Source organism: Brucella thiophenivorans (genome assembly GCF_002252445.1).
GTDB classification, from domain to species: domain Bacteria; phylum Pseudomonadota; class Alphaproteobacteria; order Rhizobiales; family Rhizobiaceae; genus Brucella; species Brucella thiophenivorans.
In genome coordinates this window covers 399,966-417,313 of the sequence record NZ_NNRJ01000015.1, presented here as the reverse complement: position 1 = coordinate 417,313, position 17,348 = coordinate 399,966, and the positions used below count along the sequence as shown (strand labels likewise).

Below are 17,348 nucleotides of genomic sequence, written 5' to 3'. Positions count from 1 at the left end.
TCTAAGTTATAAATCTTGAAAAGCGGCGTGCATCACGCCGCTTTTTCATTTCAACTCGACCTTTTAGCCAATGACTGCTAGATGCAGCGCAAGATCTTCGCGGCGCGTGTTTTGCGCAGCCCATCACTTCGCAATTACGAGTTTCTTTATATGTCCGCTCAAGACCATCCTGTTTCAAAGCGCCGTACCTTCGCGATTATCGCGCACCCGGATGCCGGTAAAACTACGCTCACCGAAAAGCTGCTGCTTTTCGGCGGTGCTATCCAGCTTGCCGGTGAAGTGAAGGCCAAGAAAGATCGCATTCAGACGCGTTCTGACTGGATGAATATCGAACGCGATCGCGGCATCTCAGTGGTCACTTCGGTGATGACGTTTGAATACAAAGATTGCATCTTCAACCTGCTCGACACGCCGGGCCACGAAGACTTCGCGGACGATACCTATCGCACGCTGACTGCGGTCGATAGCGCCGTCATGGTCATCGATGCCGCCAAAGGTATCGAGCCACGCACGCTCAAACTCTTCGAAGTCTGCCGCATGCGCGATATTCCAATCGTGACTTTCATCAACAAGATGGACCGAGAAGCCCGCGACCCGCTCGAAATCCTCGACGAGATTGAGGAAAAGCTGGCACTCGATACAGCACCCATCACATGGCCGATTGGTTCGGGAAAAAGCTTTGCTGGCACCTATGATCTGCGCAACAACACTGTGCGCCAGAAGGATGCCGAAGAGCAGCCAACTAAAGTCAGCGGTCCGGAAGAAGCAGCCAAGCTGCTGCCGGAAAATGAGCGTCAGGCGTGGATCGACAGTCTCGAATTGGCGCAGGGTGTTTGCCGTCCATTCGACCTCGCATCCTTTCAGGAAGGCCATATGACGCCGGTTTATTTCGGCTCTGCGCTTAAGAATTACGGCGTTCGTGACCTGATTGAAGCCTTCTGCGATTTTGGCCCATCGCCACGCGACCAGAAGGCCGATACCCGCATGGTCGGCGCGACCGAAGAAAAAATGACCGGCTTCGTGTTCAAGATTCAGGCTAATATGGACCCGAACCACCGCGACCGTATAGCCTTCCTACGCGTCTGCTCGGGTAAGCTTTCGCGAGGCATGAAGGCAAAGCTGGTTCGCACCGGAAAGCCTATGAGCCTGTCTGCGCCGCAGTTCTTTTTTGCGCGTTCACGCCAGATCGCCGATGAAGCTTTTGCAGGTGATGTTGTCGGCATTCCAAACCACGGAACGCTCCGCATTGGCGATACGCTGACCGAGGGCGAAGAAATTCTGTTCCGTGGTGTACCAAATTTTGCGCCCGAAATCCTGCGTCGTGTTCGTCTTGACGATGCGATGAAAGCCAAGAAGCTGCGTGAAGCATTGCAACAGATGGCGGAAGAAGGTGTGGTGCAGTTGTTTGTACCAGACGATGGTTCTCCGGCGATTGTCGGCGTGGTCGGCGCGCTGCAGATCGACGTTCTGACCGAACGTCTCAAAATCGAATATTCGCTGCCCGTAGGCTTTGAAATGTCGCGCTTCTCGATTTGCCGCTGGATTACGGCAGACGAACCCGCAGAGCTTGATCGTTTCATCGCCTCCCATCGTGCAGATATTGCGCATGATCTCGACAATGATCCGGTGTTCCTCGCGCAAAATGGCTTCTCGCTCAACTATGAAGCCGAGCGCTGGAAGGCCATCCGCTTTGCCACGATTAAGGATTATCAGGTCCGCGAGAAAGCTTAAATTTGCTAAGACAGGCAGGCTCATCACCAGCTAGAGACGGGTCTTGCGCCAAAAAAGCGCGCAAGACCCCGTTGGTCCAGCCGAAGCCGTCCTGTGTCGGGTATTCGCCCGCCTGACTTTCCTTGCCTGCAGCATTTACATTGTATTTTTCAGTGAGTTTGCCCGTCGCCTGATAGGTGGCGATAACTGCCGAAGACCAACGCTTCGTAATATCCTTGGCAAGCTGCTCATGGCCATATTTAGCAAAGCCCTGCGCGGCGAGCCATTGTAGAGGCGCCCAGGCATTAGGCGCATCCCACTGTTGTCCGGTTTGCAGCATCGTCGTCGACAGGCCATGCTCTTTTAATAGTTTTTCCCTGACGGCCGCATCAATTTTATCAGCCTGCTGCGTTGTGGAAAGACGGAAATAAAGTGGGTATACGGTTGCAGCGGTCAACTGTCGGGACTGCTGTGCTTCATCAAGCCAGTAATCGACATAAAAACCATCTAAGTCATTCCAGAGATAATCGTTTATGGCTTTTTGTCGGGCTTTCGCTCGTTCATGCATGCGAGCAGACTTAACGCTGGCTCCATCAAGCCCGTAAGTGGTCTCAAGCGTTTTTTCTAACTGATAAATTAAGGTATTGAGATCGACAGGCACAATGTCCATAGTTCTTATAGAGGATAAGTCCTGAGGATCCTTAAGCCAACGCGATGAAAAATCCCAACCGCTTTCAGCACCGGCACGCAAGTTGCGATAGACTTCTTGCGCTGCACGCTTTGACCGTTGCGCCGTTATGACATCTTCAAAATAGGATTCTTGACGCGGCATATCCCTGTCATCCCAATACCTGTTCAGCACCGCACCATCCGGCATCTTAACGACATTGCGGGCGGTCTCTCCCGGACGCAGATTTTCCGCACCTTCCATCCAATAGGCATATTCCGCTTCAAGAGCGGCAAGATAATCTTTATATTGCGCTTTGCCCTTTACCGATACCAGCAGCTCAACCATGGCGGCTAAAAATGGTGGCTGCGAACGGCTCAGATAATAGCTGCGATTGCCATTGGGGACATGGCCGTAACGTGTGGCAAGATCAGCCAGATTACGCACCAGTGATTGAGCCAGATCGACTCTGCCGCTGGCAATCAGGCCCTGCATCGTGAAATAGCTATCCCAATAGTAGATCTCACTGAAACGTCCACCCGGCACAACATAAGGATAGCGCAAAGGGAGCAAGGAACTAGACTTTTTATCCGCACTGGGTTCACGTCGCAGCACATCCCATAACTTGTCGATATGAGTGCAAACATTTTCGCCAGCAACACTCACATACGTCATATGTGCATCTGGCATGAGCGCGAAATACTTTGAAACAAAATCTTTCAGGTCAAAGTTCAGCAATTTGGACTGTACATTATAAAGCGCGACAATCTTTGCAGGGTCATCCAGTGGAATCGCATCGGCAAAGCTTTTCGAGTCCTTAAACACCCGCTGCATTTGAACCGCTTCAAACAGCGGGCCATATAGTTGATCAGGTGTCTGGGTTGAGGCCATTGCGCCAACTTGTAAGAAGAGCCAGAAGGCCGGAACAGCAGCATACTTCATCTGATCACCCCCAATGCTATCCGGCTTCTTCAAAAAAAGGGCCAAATATAAAGATGAAAGAGTGTGATACAGATTACAGCCCTTTAAAACTCCAACTCAGTGTTCGTATGTTTAATGAAGACTACCTATGCTTTGTTGAGATCCAGCAATGTCACCGCTAACTTTTCCGCGAGCTTTTCCGCCACCTGTTCCTTGCTCATCTCCGGCCATTCTTCAATACCGGCGTGGCTTAAGATGCGCACGCGGTTGCGATCTCCGCCCATCACATCACCCGAAACATCGTTGGCGACGATCCAGTCCGCACCCTTTTTTTCAAGCTTGCGCCCGGCATTGGCAAGTACGTCCTGCGTTTCGGCAGCAAAGCCCACCACAAGGTGTGGGCGCTTGTCGCTGTGGCCAACGCCGGCCAAAATATCGGGATTTTCCACCATACTGAGCGTTGGTGCTCCCTCACCCGGCTGCTTTTTGATTTTCTGCTCGGCAGCATTGGCCGTGCGCCAATCGGCAACGGCTGCGACCATCACTGCTGCATCGGCAGGTAAATAACGCTCGACTGCGGCCTGCATCTCGCGCGCCGTTTCAACATGGATAACGTTTACGCCTTGCGGGTCTGGGATCGTAACAGGCCCTGAAACCAGATGCACTTTAGCGCCGAGCTTTGCCAGTGCGGCAGCGATTGCATGCCCCTGCTTGCCCGACGAGCGATTGGCGATATAGCGCACCGGATCAATCGGCTCATGGGTCGGCCCGGACGTCATGACGATGACCTTGCCTGAAAGTGGTCTTGCGTGCGAGACCAGCAGATTTTCAACGGCAGCAACAATTGCCAATGGCTCGCTCATGCGGCCCAAACCCGCCTCGCCACTTTCTGCCATCTCGCCTTTTTCGGGGCCTATAAAGTGAACACCGTCATTTTGCAAAGTCAGTCGATTGCGCTTCGTTGCTGGATTGTCCCACATGGCGGGGTTCATAGCGGGCGCAAGTAGCACCGGAACTTTGCGCGCAAGCAACACAGCACTTGCCAGATCATCTGCAATGCCGTTTGCAATTTTTGCCATCAGGCCTGCGGTGGCTGGTGCCACGACAATCAGATCAGCATCACGCGCAAGGCGGATATGCCCGACATCCTGCTCGTCCTGGCGTGAGAAAAGATCAGTGTAAACATGATCGGCTGACACCGCACCGATGGTCAGGGCTGTGACAAACTGCTGCGCTGCTGCCGTCATCAAGGGACGCACATGCGCGCCACGTTCACGGAGACGACGAATGAGATCAGGCGCTTTGTAAGCCGCAATCCCGCCACTGATAATCAGAAGAATGCGCATATCGCGCAGTGAACCAGCAACCGGCGCAGCCTGACTTACAGGCTTTACCTCGTCCAAACCGCCAAGCAGAAGCCGCGCTTCTTCTTCCATAGAGCGCCCGTTGCGAGCGGCCCTCACACGCAGCCGCTCTTTTGCGGCATCATCAAGATTGCGAATTGTAATACTAGCCATTTGATTGCACCAGATCATTATCGGTGCAATCAATGAAATCACTCTTTTATTGATTAATCAACAAACAGTTGAATTAAAGCTCGATATAGAGCTTGATTGCAATCGCAGCCGATGAAATTGCAATCACGATCTGCGCAATGCGACCCCAGCGCGAATGCCGCGCTTCCGCACGGCCAATGGCTTCAGCAGTCGCTTCATCAAAGCGCAATCCATTGACCGCCATCTCATCAAGCGCCACAGATAGGCGCTCCACGCGTGCTACAAGTTCCGGCGTTTTGCGGGTCAAATGCAGCAGCGAATAGACACCATCTTTTGCATCGATCAACATGCCCTGCGGTCCAAGATTCTTTCTGATCCAATCACCAACGACAGGTTCTGCCGCTTTCCACATATTGAAATGCGGATCGAGCGTGCGCGAAACGCCTTCCACCACAACCATAGTCTTCTGAAGCATCAGAAGCTCCGGCCGTGTTTCCATGTCGAAAAGCTCGGTCACTTCAAACAGAAGTGTCAGAAGCTTGGCCATAGAAATGGTTTCGGCAGGCTGACCATGGATAGGCTCGCCAATGGCGCGGATAGCCTGCGCAAAGCTCGCCACATCATGCGTGTGCGGCACATAACCTGCTTCAAAGTGCACTTCCGCAACCCGCATATAATCGCGGGTAATGAAGCCGTAAAGAATTTCAGCCAGAAACCGCCGCTGCTGCTTGTTGAGCCGCCCGGTAATGCCGAAATCCACAGCTACTATCATGCCTTGCGGATCGACAAACAAATTACCCGGATGCATATCAGCATGGAAAAAACCATCGCGCAGCGTATGGCGCAGAAACGACTGGATCAGCGTTTCTGAAAGCTTTTTAAGATCAAGACCGGCCGCACGCAATCCATCGATGTCAGACATCTTGATGCCGTCGATCCACTCCAATGTGAGTACATCGCGGCCTGTGCGCTCCCAATCCACATTTGGAACGCGGAAACCAGCATCATCCTTGATATTTTCTGCGATCTCGGAAAGCGCTGCCGCTTCAAGGCGCAAATCCATCTCGATGCGCGTGGTCTGATGCAGCGTTTTCACCATTTCGACAGGACGCAGACGGCGCGTGAAAGGAACATGGCGCTCCTGCATACGGGCAACCATGAAAAAGCTTTCCAGATCGCGCGCAAAGCGCTGGCGCACGCCCGGGCGGATAACCTTGACCGCGACCTTGTGCGGCGCTCCATCCTTCATCACATGGGCCGGATGCACCTGCGCCATCGATGCTGCCGCAATCGGCGCATCAAAGCTCACATAAAGATCATCGATCTTGCGACCCAGAGAACCTTCAATGGCAGAAACCGCTTCCGCCTGTGGGAAAAAATCAAGCCGATCCTGCAACAATTCAAGATCAGCAGCGACATCATTGCCGACAATATCGGGGCGGGTTGCCAGAAACTGGCCAAGCTTCACATAGGATGGACCAAGCTTATTCATCGCGCGCGAAATACGCTCCGAACGAGGTGCATCTTTCACACGCTTACGCGCGAGCAGCTTGGCAACCTTGTGTCCCAATGCGGGCAAACCGGCATCATCATCAACCGGCAGTGAACTCAACACGCCTTCGCGCGCCATGATCCAGCCAGCACGCATCAACCTCAGCGCCGCAGAAATATTGCTCATGTCAGTCTCAAAGCTTCCAGCCGGAATGAAGTGCGGCAATTCCGCCGGTGAAATTGCGATAACTGACCCGCTCAAAACCAGCGTTGCGGATCATACGAGCAAAGTCTTCCTGCTTTGGAAATTTGCGAATGGATTCTACCAGATAGCTGTAGGAATCGGCATCACCCGTAATCATCTTGCCGATGCGCGGGATTGCCTGAAATGACCACTGGTCGTAAATCTTATCCAGCAATGGCATTTCGACTTCGGAAAATTCGAGGCACATAAAACGGCCGCCGGGCTTTAACACGCGATAGGCTTCTGAAAGCGCCATATCGATATGCGGCACGTTACGGATGCCAAATGAAATCGTGTAGGCATCGAAGCTTGCATCTTCGAAGGGCAGCTCTTCCGCACTGGCTTCGACGAATTCGAGATTATCGGCAAGGCCCTTCTTGATCGCCCGCTCGCGACCAACGCCCAGCATTGAGCCGTTAATGTCGAGAATTGTTACATGTGCCTGACGGCCTGACGCTTCAACGATACGGAAAGCAATGTCTCCCGTTCCGCCAGCAACATCGAGCGATGTGTAGCCGGGACGTTTGGAAGGTGCCAGCCAGGCGATCATCGCATCTTTCCAGACGCGGTGCATACCAGCAGACATGACATCGTTCATCACATCGTAGCGCTTCGCAACCTTATGGAAAACGTCGTTGACCAGCCCTTGCTTGACATCTTCATCGACCGATTTGAAGCCGAATGAATGTTCCATGCCACCTTGTGCGCCCACGCGGTGCGCATTGCCGTTTTGCTGGCTCATAACTATCCTGCCGGTTCATGTGCGAAACGAAGCCGATCTCCGTTTTCCGTTTGCCTGATGCATATAAAGCTTGTGCTGGACGATACAAGCACAGACCGCAGGCCGATACCCCTTTTGTGATCTCAGATGAGATTCACGTGGCAAATTCAATCCACCAGACTTGCGAAACTGTCTAAAATGGTCAAAGACATAGAAAACTGTGCGCCTCGCGCATCATTTGTTTTCTCCGGCACCATCCGCCGTTAAAGTCAAAAAAGATAACAAGAAAAGTGGAAAGAACATGGGCGTTATTGTCGTCAGCCATCCGCTTGTCCAGCACAAGCTTACCATCATGCGCAAGCGCGAAACATCAACCGCCAGCTTCCGGCGTTTGCTGAAAGAAATATCGCTGCTGCTTTGCTATGAAGTGACACGTGATCTTGAACTGACCACCATGCATATCGAAACGCCGATGATGCCGATGGAAGCGCCAACGCTGGAAGGAAAGAAGCTGGTTTTCGCTTCTATCCTGCGCGCAGGTAACGGTCTTCTTGAAGGCATGCTGGATCTGGTTCCCGCAGCACGCGTGGCGCATATCGGCCTTTATCGCGATCACGATACGCTGCAGCCCATCGAATATTACTTCAAGGCGCCGGAAGACATCGTCAATCGCCTCATCATTGTGGTCGATCCGATGCTTGCCACCGGCCATTCCGCTATTGCTGCAATCGACAAGCTCAAGGAACGCGGCGCAACCAATATCAAATTCCTCTGCCTGCTCGCAGCACCTGAAGGTATTGAGCGCTTCACGAGCGCCCACCCGGATGTAGATGTTTTCACAGCTTCGATCGATGAGCGCATTGATGATAAAGGCTACATCATTCCGGGCCTCGGCGATGCTGGCGACCGCATGTACGGCACGAAGTAAGTTTCAAACCTTACGATAAGCAATATAGTAATCCGCGTATTGGCCACTCGATAATCGGTATTGAGCAGCCAACGCGGATTTTTTGTCTTTTCAATATCAACTGGTATGGAACATCGCCCATGTCTACCGAAGCCCGCCTAACAGAACTTGAAATCCGGGTTGCTCAACAGGAACAGACGATTGAAGAGCTTTCTGCCGTCATTGCGGAGCAATGGAAAACGATAGACCGTCTCGACAAAAAACATTCGGCCCTGACAGATCGTTTTCTGACGCTGGAAGGGCAAACCGCACCCGAAATTCCCATCACGAAGCCACCGCACTGGTAATACAATGATTGAAATTATCACTCTCGAACATCGAAAAGATCTCGCAGTAATTTGCGCAAAATGGAACCACGCCGAATGGGGACAGGCAGCGGGCGCAACTGAAGAAGAAGTCGCCTCAGCCTTACAGGATATTATCCATTCAAGTGATGGTCAGGCAGCGCGTGCCGCGCTTTGGAATGGTGAGTTGGCAGGCTTTGTTCTTCTGATTCACAGCGACCTCGACAGCCACCCACATCTCAAACCATGGGTTGCGAGTGTGTTGGTTGCTCCAGAGTTTCGTGGGCGGGGCATTGCGACAGCGCTCATGACAGCGATTGAAACGGCTGCTCATGATCTCGGTTATAGCGAGGCTTATCTCTACACCTACAAGCCTGATCTTTACCGCAAAATGGCATGGGGTGATTTTGAAGAACTGACCGGCGAGAATGAAGGCATGCTGATCTTAAATAAGAAAATCGCGCGGGGCTAACCGCGCGATTTTTTGCTTCTTATGATGCCACCGGTATTGGGCAGCTCACACCTGTTCCGCGCAAACCGCAATAGCCATGCGGATTCTTGGCCAGATACTGCTGGTGATAATCTTCCGCGTAATAAAACGCCGGAGCATCAGCAATTTCCGTCGTGACCGGACCCAGACCACGCGACGCCAGTGCCGCCTGATAAGCATCCCTGCTCTTTTCAACCGCTTCACGATCCGCAGCATCAAATGTATAAATCACCGAACGATAGGTTGTGCCTATATCATTGCCCTGTCGCATACCCTGTGTCGGATCATGCTCTTCCCAGAAGAGCGTCAGCAATTCATCAAGACTAACAACCTTCGGATCATAAACGACCAACACCACCTCGGCATGCCCTGTGAGACCCGTGCAGGTTTCTTCATAGGTCGGATTGGGCGTGATCCCGCCCGCATACCCCACAGCAGTCACATAAACACCCGGCACCTGCCAGAAAAGCCGCTCAGCGCCCCAGAAGCAGCCCATGCCGAACATGATCTGTTTAAAACCTTCCGGCCATGGACCTTTCAGCGAATAGCCTGAAACGAAATGCTTAGATGCAGTTGGCAGCGGATCGCTGCGACCCGGCAAAGCCGCTTGCTGCGACGGCATTTCAACCTTCTTTCGATAGCTGTCTAGGAAACTCATTGAACACCTCCTGAAGAGCACAAATATGCGAGCCACACACAACTGAGCAAGGGAACTAACGCGCACTAAAACTGCCATAAGGCTTTTTGCGACGATAACCAGCCAGATAAAACAGAAGTGCGAGAACGCCGAACACGAGCCAACCCGGTTGCTCAAGCATAGGAACAAAGGCCCTGTCCCAAGCTGTCGTCCCTATATAGTGCGTCGCGAACGTTTCTACATCCCCCAAGGACTCCGGTGCGCCACGCGCCCAAATATCCAGAAGTGGCTTCGTGACAAATTCTGAAGCTCCAACTGAGCGTGCACCATCCAGAATAGCGAAAATGACGGCCAGCGCCAAAAACACAACCGAGAAACAACGAAAAACAAAACTGAACACGATTCTCTGCCTTCGATTTCATCCAAAAACATCATGCAAAATTGTACGCTCTATGTCAGTCAATCTCTGCATGATTACCCACTGGATGGTATCATAGCCCCAATTTTGGACATAATGTCGGCTGGAATATAATTTCGTGAAAAAACATATCATTAAAAAACAATGACTTAATGTATTTCTAACGGTTTGCACACAGCCGAATGGAATTTAACGCAAAAACTGGCAAATAGCAGTTGAACATATGCGTATTCTGGCTATATTGCCCGCCGCAGCATCTGCTTTTGGCAATTAACCAAAGCCTGAATTTAAGCGGTGTCGTCTTTGCAGGAGTTCTTACCGTATTTACGGATTTCAAGACAGCAAAACAGACGGAGAGGTGGCCGAGTGGTTGAAGGCGCACGCCTGGAAAGTGTGTATACGGGGAACCGTATCGCGGGTTCGAATCCCGCTCTCTCCGCCAAACACCGCCGGTTGCCCTCTATACCGCGATACTGCCGCCGATCACCGCATCCCACCGGATGAGATAATAAGCCGCCGATTCTACGCTATACCCCGATGCGGATGAGCGCTGAGGGTGACGTTCAGAGGGCTTCAGCCGGGGTGGCTGCTTTTCTCGACAGTCGCCTTATAGGCATCGGTCAATGCGGCAATGACGGCCGTCGTCTCTCCCTGTCTTTCCTGACCCAAATGGACATCCCGGAGTTCATCCATGAAGGCTGCCCACATCTCCGGGCCACCTTCTTCCAAAAGCCGGGCACGAATGGCCAGTTCAGGCGTCGTCTGGCAGAATTTCCGGCCCCAAGCGCCGACCGCCACCACGACGGGAAGGAGTTCAATGGCCTTCTCCGTCATGCTGTAACGAACCTTCTGCTTGTGGTGACCATCGTCGTTGCGCGTCACCAGCCTCAGTTCGACCAGCCGCCTGAGGCGGGCGGCAAGAATGTTGGAGGCGATCCCTTCGAGCGAGTTTTCCAGCAGGGCCCGGTAGTGCCGATGTCCGCCGAACATCATGTCGCGCAGGATGATGAGGCTCCACCGGTCGCCGACGACCTCCATCGCCTGGTTGATGGGACAGCCTGACTTCTGTTCGCGCATTCGCATGCCTTTATCGTTTGCTTGCATTATGCAATCAGTTAAGTCAGGCTCCCAGTTGCAATATGCAGCCAGTCGGAGGATGGAATGCGCAAGCTGATTGCCTGGAACCTGATGAGCCTCGACGGTCACTTCCAAGGTTCGCGACCTTGGGATCTCGATTTCCATCAGTCGGTGTGGGGGGACGAGCTCGAAGCCATCTCGCTCGATCAGCTCGCAGACATGGACATGCTTCTTTTCGGTCGAAAGACCTATGACGGCATGAAGGACCACTGGGAAAGGGCCAGCGGCGCCATAGCCGAAGCCATGAACGGCATGCCCAAGCGGGTCGCATCGCGCCGCGTGGAAGAGACGACATGGCGCAATGCAGCGGTCATGGATACCGATGTCGTAAGTTTCGTGCGGCGAGAGAAGGCGACGGCCGGCAAGAACATCTATGTGTTTGGCAGCGCCGACCTGCTGGACACGCTGCTGATGCACGGTCTGGTGGACGAATGCCGAATCTGTCTGGCCCCGTTGACCCTTGGCCGTGGCTCGCCGCTGTTCAAGTCGGGCAGAGGCCAGAATCTGAAACTGCTGGAAGCCCGCACGTTGAAGACGGGCGGCATCTTTGCCCGCTACGATGCACGTCCCGACAGAGTGGACAGCGCTCTTCGCCTTGTCGAGGCTCCGGCCGATGTGGTCTATGCCGCCCTCGTCCATCCCGAAGCTATGGTATTGTGGCGGGCGCCGGACGGCATGGCGGCGGAGGTGCTGGAACTAGATCGCCGCGAAGGCGGGCGGTTTCGCATGGCGCTTCGCTATGACAATCTCGACCAGCCGGGTAAGTCCGGTGACGGCTCGGATATATTCGAAAGTCGCTTCGTCCGCCTCGATCCGCATCGCGAAGTGACCGAGGCTATTGCTTTTCAATCCGACGATCCCGCGTATTCCGGGACGATGATGATGACGACGCATCTACGTCCCGTCGGCGATGCGACTGAAGTCTCGATCATTGCGCGGGATGTGCCGGAAGGCATCGCACAAGAGGATCATCTCGTCGGGTTGAGTTCAACGCTCGCGAAACTGGAGGAATTTTTGCTGCAACGTCCTTCGTAAAGACAAGCTGGGGGCTTTGACCCTCGCGAAAATGCAAGGTCGCATCTCGCCCCCCGCTTATCCTTTGCATCACGCCTTAATAGAGGGCTATAGCGTAGGTGTAGTTCTGAGTTTTTTCGGCTTCGGCCCGCCAGCTTCATTGAATTTTGGATTTTCATCAGTTGTCATAACGATTGAAAACTCTGCCTGGCATTCAAAATGATCTCAACCTGCGGAACAAAACAGCATAGAGCCCGTTTTGTTATTGATTAACAAGGAGATCATTATGCTTACAGCTGGTGTTATGTGGCTTTTTGGCGTCCCACTTGTCGCAGTTATCCTGATTTACTTTCTCATTCTCAGACGCCGCTGATAAATCACGGCCACCGGCCATTAATAGCCGGTGGCAACAACTCCAGCTTACCAGAAATTTGATAAAGCAGCGTCGGCTCCCCTATTACAGACCTTAGTTTGTGCAGATTTTTCGTAGCCGGAGAGGCTAACCACGCCCCCCCTATCGTTTTGGATTTGGGTTTCTCGTTGACCGACCAAACGACAATCTTGCCCCTAGCCTTCTCTTTCAAAATCAACGAGAGCGAGTTGCCTGGAAATAATAGGTTCCAGTCTTTAGGTACTTTTAAAGAAAAAGCATAAAAATTCATGTGGACCACCTCTGTTTACCAGCAGGCCGTCAAAAGTCTTTATTTTTCAGGAATTTCCACCAATTCAAGAAGATAGAATGGTGCTGCGAGAGAGGATTGAACTCTCGACCTCTCCATTACCAATGGAGTGCTCTACCACTGAGCTACCGCAGCATTCTCTTGAACGCGGCGGACTTCTGCCACATCATTACGCAAACCGCAAGCAAGCAATTGCATTTCTTTTCACTTAATGTGGAAATCATTGGACATACAAGACGAAACCCGCTTTTCGTGGGCTTTTTACCGTAGTACAAAGAAGTCATGAGCGAAAAAACGATCGAAAACGACAAACAGAACCAGCCCGATCCTCGTGAAAAGCGGCGTGCAGAACAATTGCGTGCGAATCTCATGCGGCGCAAAGTGCAGTCGCGCTCACGACGTGCAGGCGATGCCGATGAACGCGATGACGGGATCACAGCCGGCAAAGAGAAAAATGATTAAAAGTAAGGGATTTTGGGAGCGCGTCCTACGTGTTTCATAAGGCTTTTTAAGCAGATAAGCATGTTGCAAAGCCTTCCTTGAAGATAAGGAGCGGCTGCGTTAAAAGCACAGTTCAATTCTTGATGGCGTTGTTGAACGACTATGATTCGTGATCGACGTAATTTCGCCGCAAGGACAGTCATTTCATAATGCAACGTCGCAGGCATCAAGGCCGCGGAATTTGCAAAACTCGAATACCGGGCAATGGCTTCGGCCCAGAAGGTGAAACAAGTATGGATCGCATCAAAATCGTCGGCGGCAACAAGCTAAACGGCGTTATTCCTATCTCAGGCGCGAAAAATGCAGCGCTGCCTTTGATGATTGCCTCGCTTCTCACCGACGATACGCTGACGCTGGAAAACGTGCCGCATCTCGCCGATGTTGAGCAGTTGATCCGTATTTTGGGTAATCACGGCGTTGATTATTCAGTGAATGGCCGCCGGGAACATCAGAATGGTGCTTATTCGCGCACCATTCATTTCACGGCCCGTACGATTGTCGATACCGTTGCTCCGTATGAGCTGGTTTCCAAGATGCGCGCGAGCTTCTGGGTGATAGGACCGCTTCTGGCGCGTATGGGTGAAGCCACCGTATCGCTGCCAGGCGGCTGCGCAATCGGCACGCGTCCGGTTGATTTGCTGCTTGAGTGCCTTCAGGCACTTGGCGCCCAGATCGACATTGAAAACGGCTATGCCAAAGCACGCGCACCTAAAGGCGGTCTCGTCGGCACGCGCTATCGCTTCCCGAAAGTTTCGGTTGGCGCCACGCATGTGATGCTGATGGCAGCGGTGCTTGCCAATGGCGAAACCATTATCGAGAACCCAGCGCGCGAACCGGAAGTGGTCAATCTTGCCGACTGCCTGAACGCCATGGGTGCAAAAATCACCGGTGCGGGCACCGATACAATCCATATTCAGGGTGTGACAAGTCTCTCAGGCGCACGCGTTCGCGTTATCCCTGACCGTATCGAAACCGGCACTTATGCGATGGTTGTTGCGATGACCGGCGGCGATGTTCTGCTCGAAGGTGCGGAAGCAAGCCAGTTGACCGCAGCACTCGACACGCTGCGTCAGGCCGGTGCAGAAATCACCGAAACCAATAGCGGCCTGCGTGTTGTTCGTAATGGACACGGCATTCACCCGGTTGATGTTACCACCGATCCATTCCCCGGTTTCCCAACCGATCTTCAGGCACAGTTCATGGGCCTGATGACGATGGCCAAAGGCACATCGCATATCACTGAAACGATTTTCGAAAATCGCTTCATGCATGTGCAGGAACTGGCACGTCTTGGTGCGAAGATTTCGCTGTCCGGCCAGACTGCAACCGTTGAAGGCGTAGAGCGCCTCAAAGGTGCGCAGGTCATGGCAACCGATCTGCGTGCATCCGTTTCGTTGGTCATCGCGGGCCTTGCTGCCGAAGGCGAAACCATCGTTAATCGCGTTTATCACCTTGATCGCGGTTTTGAGCGTCTGGAAGAAAAGCTCTCGCGTTGCGGAGCCAATGTCGAGCGCATCAGCGGTTAAAATCTAAAAGCCGGATTTGCCAAACGCATTCCGGCTTTTCTTTCATTTCGTACTTATTAATCAACAGGCTGAAAAGCCTGTCGATTTTTTTGTTCTGGCATGTAAAGTTGCTGACGCGTCATCTGAAAATAGCAGGGAACAATAACAGATATGGAAATGTTGAAGCTTGTGGCACTGGATGAAGAAGATTTGCAGGTCTTATCCGCCCATCTTCAAGATGCAGTTTTGAAAGTATCAGACTTGCAATATCTGGCAGCAGATAAGCGCTTCGTTCTCACAGCCAATCGCTTCGCGTGGGAAGAGTCGAAGCCCAAACTGTTCCGCAAGCCGCAATATCAGCGTCGCCGCACCACTTTGCATTTCAATCGCGTCACCGCAGTCAAAGGCAGCGGCATCGACCGGCAGAAGACGGAAGAAGTTCTTTCGCTGCTCGCCATCCGCTTTGTTCCCGGCGAAGCACCAGCCGGAACATTGGAACTGACTTTCTCGGCAAATGCGGCTATCCGTCTGGATGTAGAATGCATTGAAGCACAGCTGACAGATCTGGGGCCTGCCTGGGAAACAGCTTCGTTGCCAAAACACGAAGCCTGATTGCTGCTCAAAACCGCTACACATACTTGACGGGCACCGCCCAGACTGAAAATTAAAGGAATACCAGCGTGGTCACGACGCTCAGACAAACCGACCCCGATTTTGAACAGAATTTTGCAGCTTTCCTGACCGGCAAGCGCGAAGTCTCGGAAGACGTGGATCGCGCTGCCCGCGAAATCGTTGATCGTGTGCGCCGAGAAGGCGATGCGGCACTGATTGAATATTCGCTCCGTTTTGACCGCATCGATCTTAACAAAACCGGTATTCGGGTGACCGAAGCGGAAATCGATGCGGCTTTTGAGGAGGCACCTGCCTCGACGATTGAAGCGCTCAAGCTCGCGCATGAGCGCATTGAAAAACATCATGCGCGACAGTTGCCGAAAGATGATCTTTACACCGATGCGCTCGGCGTTGAACTCGGTTCACGCTGGACGGCAATAGAGGCTGTCGGCCTTTATGTGCCGGGCGGCACCGCAAGCTATCCAAGCTCGGTGCTGATGAATGCGGTGCCTGCCAAGGTCGCTGGCGTTGAGCGGATTGTCATGGTGGTGCCGTCGCCAGATGGCAAGCTTAACCCGCTGGTTCTGGTGGCAGCGCGCCTTGCGGGCGTTACGGAGATCTACCGGGTTGGTGGCGCACAGGCTGTTGCGGCACTTGCCTATGGCACTGAAACCATCGAACCGGTCGCGAAGATCGTCGGCCCCGGCAATGCCTATGTTGCCGCTGCCAAGCGCATCGTTTTCGGCACGGTCGGCATTGATATGATTGCCGGTCCTTCGGAAGTGCTGGTGATTGCCGATAAGGACAACAATCCGGACTGGCTGGCTGCGGATATTCTGGCTCAGGCCGAACACGATACGGCTGCGCAGTCGATCCTCATGACCAATGACGCACCTTTTGCAAAGGCTGTTGAAGAAGCCGTTGAACGTCAGCTCAAAACCCTGCCGCGCGCAGAAACGGCGAGCGCCAGCTGGCGCGATTTTGGCGCGATCATTCTGGTTGAAGATTTTGACGCCGCCATTCCGCTCGCCAACCGCATCGCCGCAGAGCATCTCGAAATCGCAACCGCCGATCCGGACGCGCTTTTACCCAAGATTCGCAATGCTGGTTCCATCTTCATTGGCGCTTATACGCCGGAAGTGATCGGGGATTATGTCGGCGGCTGTAACCACGTTTTGCCGACCGCTCGCTCGGCCCGATTCTCGTCCGGTCTCTCGGTGCTCGATTATATGAAGCGCACGTCGCTGCTCAAACTCGGCCCGGAACAATTGCGTGCACTCGGCCCAGCGGCGATCGAAATTGCCCGTGCCGAAGGCCTCGACGCTCACGCACAATCTGTCGCCATTCGGCTTAATCTATGAGGCACCATGACTGCTGGCGTTCCTAATGCCCGCCTTATTGACGTCGAGCTTGATGAGTCCATCGGCCGCTCGACGCCTGATGTCGAGCATGAACGCGCAGTCGCAATTTTCGATCTCATTGAGGAAAATGCGTTTCACCCGGTCGGGGACGATATGGGTGGGCCTTACAAGCTCAAACTCTCTTTGATGGAATCACGTTTGATTTTTTCCATCATGCGGGAAAGCGGCGACGTTGTTGCGACTCACATTTTGTCGCTCACTCCCCTTCGTCGCGTGGTGCGCGACTATTTCATGGTTTGCGAAAGCTATTATGAAGCGATCCGCTCAGCGACCCCAAGCAAGATTGAAGCCATCGATATGGGTCGGCGCGGGTTGCACAATGAAGGTTCACAAGTTTTGCAAACACGGCTGAACGGTAAAATTGAAGTCGATTTTACAACCGCTCGGCGGCTTTTCACGCTCGTCTGCGTGCTGCACTGGCGGGGCTGATCA

Annotated in this window: 18 protein-coding genes and 2 tRNA genes; 11 read left to right on the top strand and 9 right to left on the bottom strand. The window is 53.1% G+C overall.

Annotated features, from left to right (window positions below; all coding sequences use genetic code 11):
- Window positions 1-150 precede the first annotated feature (150 nt).
- Window positions 151-1,731, top strand: a complete 1,581-nt coding sequence (locus tag CEV31_RS06950) for a peptide chain release factor 3 (protein ID WP_094506563.1) — start codon at window positions 151-153, stop codon at window positions 1,729-1,731.
- Here the strand turns inward: CEV31_RS06950 and treA are convergent.
- From treA to ubiE, 4 genes are all read right to left on the bottom strand, one after another.
- Window positions 1,700-3,319: an alpha,alpha-trehalase TreA gene (treA, locus tag CEV31_RS06945; protein WP_143850909.1), complete on the bottom strand. Its 1,620-nt coding sequence runs from the start codon at window positions 3,317-3,319 to the stop codon at window positions 1,700-1,702. The genes CEV31_RS06950 and treA overlap by 32 nt on opposite strands.
- Window positions 3,320-3,444: 125 nt before the next feature.
- A complete protein-coding gene (gene coaBC, locus CEV31_RS06940) occupies window positions 3,445-4,815 on the bottom strand; it encodes a bifunctional phosphopantothenoylcysteine decarboxylase/phosphopantothenate--cysteine ligase CoaBC (RefSeq protein ID WP_094506287.1) in 1,371 nt (456 codons plus the stop codon).
- Between the two features lie 73 nt (window positions 4,816-4,888).
- Entirely contained in the window at window positions 4,889-6,472 is a 1,584-nt protein-coding gene (ubiB, locus tag CEV31_RS06935) for a 2-polyprenylphenol 6-hydroxylase (protein ID WP_094506286.1), read from the bottom strand.
- A gap of 7 nt (window positions 6,473-6,479) precedes the next feature.
- Window positions 6,480-7,271 (bottom strand): bifunctional demethylmenaquinone methyltransferase/2-methoxy-6-polyprenyl-1,4-benzoquinol methylase UbiE, encoded by a 792-nt coding sequence (gene ubiE / locus CEV31_RS06930; protein WP_094506285.1) that lies wholly within the window; start codon window positions 7,269-7,271, stop codon window positions 6,480-6,482.
- A gap of 280 nt (window positions 7,272-7,551) precedes the next feature.
- Here ubiE and upp point away from each other — a divergent pair, with 280 nt between their 5' ends.
- From upp to CEV31_RS06915, 3 genes are all read left to right on the top strand, one after another.
- Window positions 7,552-8,178 (top strand): uracil phosphoribosyltransferase, encoded by a 627-nt coding sequence (gene upp, locus CEV31_RS06925; protein ID WP_094506562.1) that lies wholly within the window; start codon window positions 7,552-7,554, stop codon window positions 8,176-8,178.
- Window positions 8,179-8,297: 119 nt separating this feature from the next.
- Entirely contained in the window at window positions 8,298-8,504 is a 207-nt protein-coding gene (locus tag CEV31_RS06920; protein ID WP_094506284.1) for a SlyX family protein, read from the top strand.
- A gap of 4 nt (window positions 8,505-8,508) precedes the next feature.
- Window positions 8,509-8,973: a GNAT family N-acetyltransferase gene (locus CEV31_RS06915; protein ID WP_094506283.1), complete on the top strand. Its 465-nt coding sequence runs from the start codon at window positions 8,509-8,511 to the stop codon at window positions 8,971-8,973.
- A gap of 19 nt (window positions 8,974-8,992) precedes the next feature.
- Here the strand turns inward: CEV31_RS06915 and msrA are convergent, their stop codons facing one another.
- Together msrA and CEV31_RS06905 are read right to left on the bottom strand one after the other, a co-directional pair.
- Window positions 8,993-9,649 (bottom strand): peptide-methionine (S)-S-oxide reductase MsrA, encoded by a 657-nt coding sequence (gene msrA / locus CEV31_RS06910; protein ID WP_094506282.1) that lies wholly within the window; start codon window positions 9,647-9,649, stop codon window positions 8,993-8,995.
- Window positions 9,650-9,704: 55 nt separating this feature from the next.
- Window positions 9,705-10,028 carry a hypothetical protein gene (locus CEV31_RS06905; protein ID WP_094506281.1) on the bottom strand — a complete coding sequence of 108 codons (324 nt, stop codon included), beginning with the start codon at window positions 10,026-10,028 and terminating at the stop codon, window positions 9,705-9,707.
- A gap of 370 nt (window positions 10,029-10,398) precedes the next feature.
- Between CEV31_RS06905 and CEV31_RS06900 the strand changes: the two genes are divergently transcribed.
- A tRNA-Ser gene (locus tag CEV31_RS06900) sits at window positions 10,399-10,488 on the top strand.
- Window positions 10,489-10,619: 131 nt separating this feature from the next.
- On the opposite strand, the gene CEV31_RS06895 is transcribed toward CEV31_RS06900, so the two are convergent.
- Window positions 10,620-11,123: a winged helix-turn-helix transcriptional regulator gene (locus CEV31_RS06895; RefSeq protein WP_094506561.1), complete on the bottom strand. Its 504-nt coding sequence runs from the start codon at window positions 11,121-11,123 to the stop codon at window positions 10,620-10,622.
- An 84-nt stretch (window positions 11,124-11,207) separates the two neighbouring features.
- Here CEV31_RS06895 and CEV31_RS21275 point away from each other — a divergent pair, with 84 nt between their 5' ends.
- Window positions 11,208-12,218, top strand: a complete 1,011-nt coding sequence (locus CEV31_RS21275; RefSeq protein WP_235818045.1) for a dihydrofolate reductase family protein — start codon at window positions 11,208-11,210, stop codon at window positions 12,216-12,218.
- Between the two features lie 356 nt (window positions 12,219-12,574).
- Here the strand turns inward: CEV31_RS21275 and CEV31_RS06880 are convergent, their stop codons facing one another.
- Window positions 12,575-12,859: a hypothetical protein gene (locus tag CEV31_RS06880; RefSeq protein ID WP_094506280.1), complete on the bottom strand. Its 285-nt coding sequence runs from the start codon at window positions 12,857-12,859 to the stop codon at window positions 12,575-12,577.
- 78 nt (window positions 12,860-12,937) lie between these two features.
- A tRNA-Thr gene (locus CEV31_RS06875) sits at window positions 12,938-13,012 on the bottom strand.
- Window positions 13,013-13,159: 147 nt separating this feature from the next.
- Here CEV31_RS06875 and CEV31_RS06870 point away from each other — a divergent pair.
- From CEV31_RS06870 to CEV31_RS06850, 5 genes are all read left to right on the top strand, one after another.
- Window positions 13,160-13,339, top strand: a complete 180-nt coding sequence (locus CEV31_RS06870) for a hypothetical protein (RefSeq protein WP_094506279.1) — start codon at window positions 13,160-13,162, stop codon at window positions 13,337-13,339.
- 272 nt (window positions 13,340-13,611) lie between these two features.
- Window positions 13,612-14,904 (top strand): UDP-N-acetylglucosamine 1-carboxyvinyltransferase, encoded by a 1,293-nt coding sequence (gene murA, locus CEV31_RS06865; RefSeq protein ID WP_094506559.1) that lies wholly within the window; start codon window positions 13,612-13,614, stop codon window positions 14,902-14,904.
- A 150-nt stretch (window positions 14,905-15,054) separates the two neighbouring features.
- The gene (locus tag CEV31_RS06860) at window positions 15,055-15,495 is read left to right on the top strand and encodes a DUF2948 family protein (protein ID WP_094506278.1); all 441 of its coding nucleotides are present in this window, start codon (window positions 15,055-15,057) and stop codon (window positions 15,493-15,495) included.
- Between the two features lie 68 nt (window positions 15,496-15,563).
- A complete protein-coding gene (gene hisD / locus CEV31_RS06855; RefSeq protein WP_094506277.1) occupies window positions 15,564-16,856 on the top strand; it encodes a histidinol dehydrogenase in 1,293 nt (430 codons plus the stop codon).
- Window positions 16,857-16,862: 6 nt separating this feature from the next.
- Window positions 16,863-17,345, top strand: coding sequence for a UPF0262 family protein (locus CEV31_RS06850; protein WP_094506276.1), 483 nt, complete (start codon window positions 16,863-16,865; stop codon window positions 17,343-17,345).
- The last annotated feature ends 3 nt before the right edge of the window (window positions 17,346-17,348 follow it).

Coding starts and splice junctions, on each gene's coding strand:
- CEV31_RS06880 (WP_094506280.1), bottom strand. CDS start 12,859: ATGAATTTTTATGCTTTTTCTTTAAAAGTACCTAAAGACTGGAACCTA.
- ubiB (WP_094506286.1), bottom strand. CDS start 6,472: ATGAGCAATATTTCTGCGGCGCTGAGGTTGATGCGTGCTGGCTGGATC.
- CEV31_RS06870 (WP_094506279.1), top strand. CDS start 13,160: ATGAGCGAAAAAACGATCGAAAACGACAAACAGAACCAGCCCGATCCT.
- CEV31_RS06850 (WP_094506276.1), top strand. CDS start 16,863: ATGACTGCTGGCGTTCCTAATGCCCGCCTTATTGACGTCGAGCTTGAT.
- CEV31_RS06950 (WP_094506563.1), top strand. CDS start 151: ATGTCCGCTCAAGACCATCCTGTTTCAAAGCGCCGTACCTTCGCGATT.
- CEV31_RS06895 (WP_094506561.1), bottom strand. CDS start 11,123: ATGCGCGAACAGAAGTCAGGCTGTCCCATCAACCAGGCGATGGAGGTC.
- murA (WP_094506559.1), top strand. CDS start 13,612: ATGGATCGCATCAAAATCGTCGGCGGCAACAAGCTAAACGGCGTTATT.
- CEV31_RS06915 (WP_094506283.1), top strand. CDS start 8,509: ATGATTGAAATTATCACTCTCGAACATCGAAAAGATCTCGCAGTAATT.
- treA (WP_143850909.1), bottom strand. CDS start 3,319: ATGAAGTATGCTGCTGTTCCGGCCTTCTGGCTCTTCTTACAAGTTGGC.
- CEV31_RS21275 (WP_235818045.1), top strand. CDS start 11,208: ATGCGCAAGCTGATTGCCTGGAACCTGATGAGCCTCGACGGTCACTTC.
- CEV31_RS06860 (WP_094506278.1), top strand. CDS start 15,055: ATGGAAATGTTGAAGCTTGTGGCACTGGATGAAGAAGATTTGCAGGTC.
- coaBC (WP_094506287.1), bottom strand. CDS start 4,815: ATGGCTAGTATTACAATTCGCAATCTTGATGATGCCGCAAAAGAGCGG.
- ubiE (WP_094506285.1), bottom strand. CDS start 7,271: ATGAGCCAGCAAAACGGCAATGCGCACCGCGTGGGCGCACAAGGTGGC.
- msrA (WP_094506282.1), bottom strand. CDS start 9,649: ATGAGTTTCCTAGACAGCTATCGAAAGAAGGTTGAAATGCCGTCGCAG.
- CEV31_RS06920 (WP_094506284.1), top strand. CDS start 8,298: ATGTCTACCGAAGCCCGCCTAACAGAACTTGAAATCCGGGTTGCTCAA.
- upp (WP_094506562.1), top strand. CDS start 7,552: ATGGGCGTTATTGTCGTCAGCCATCCGCTTGTCCAGCACAAGCTTACC.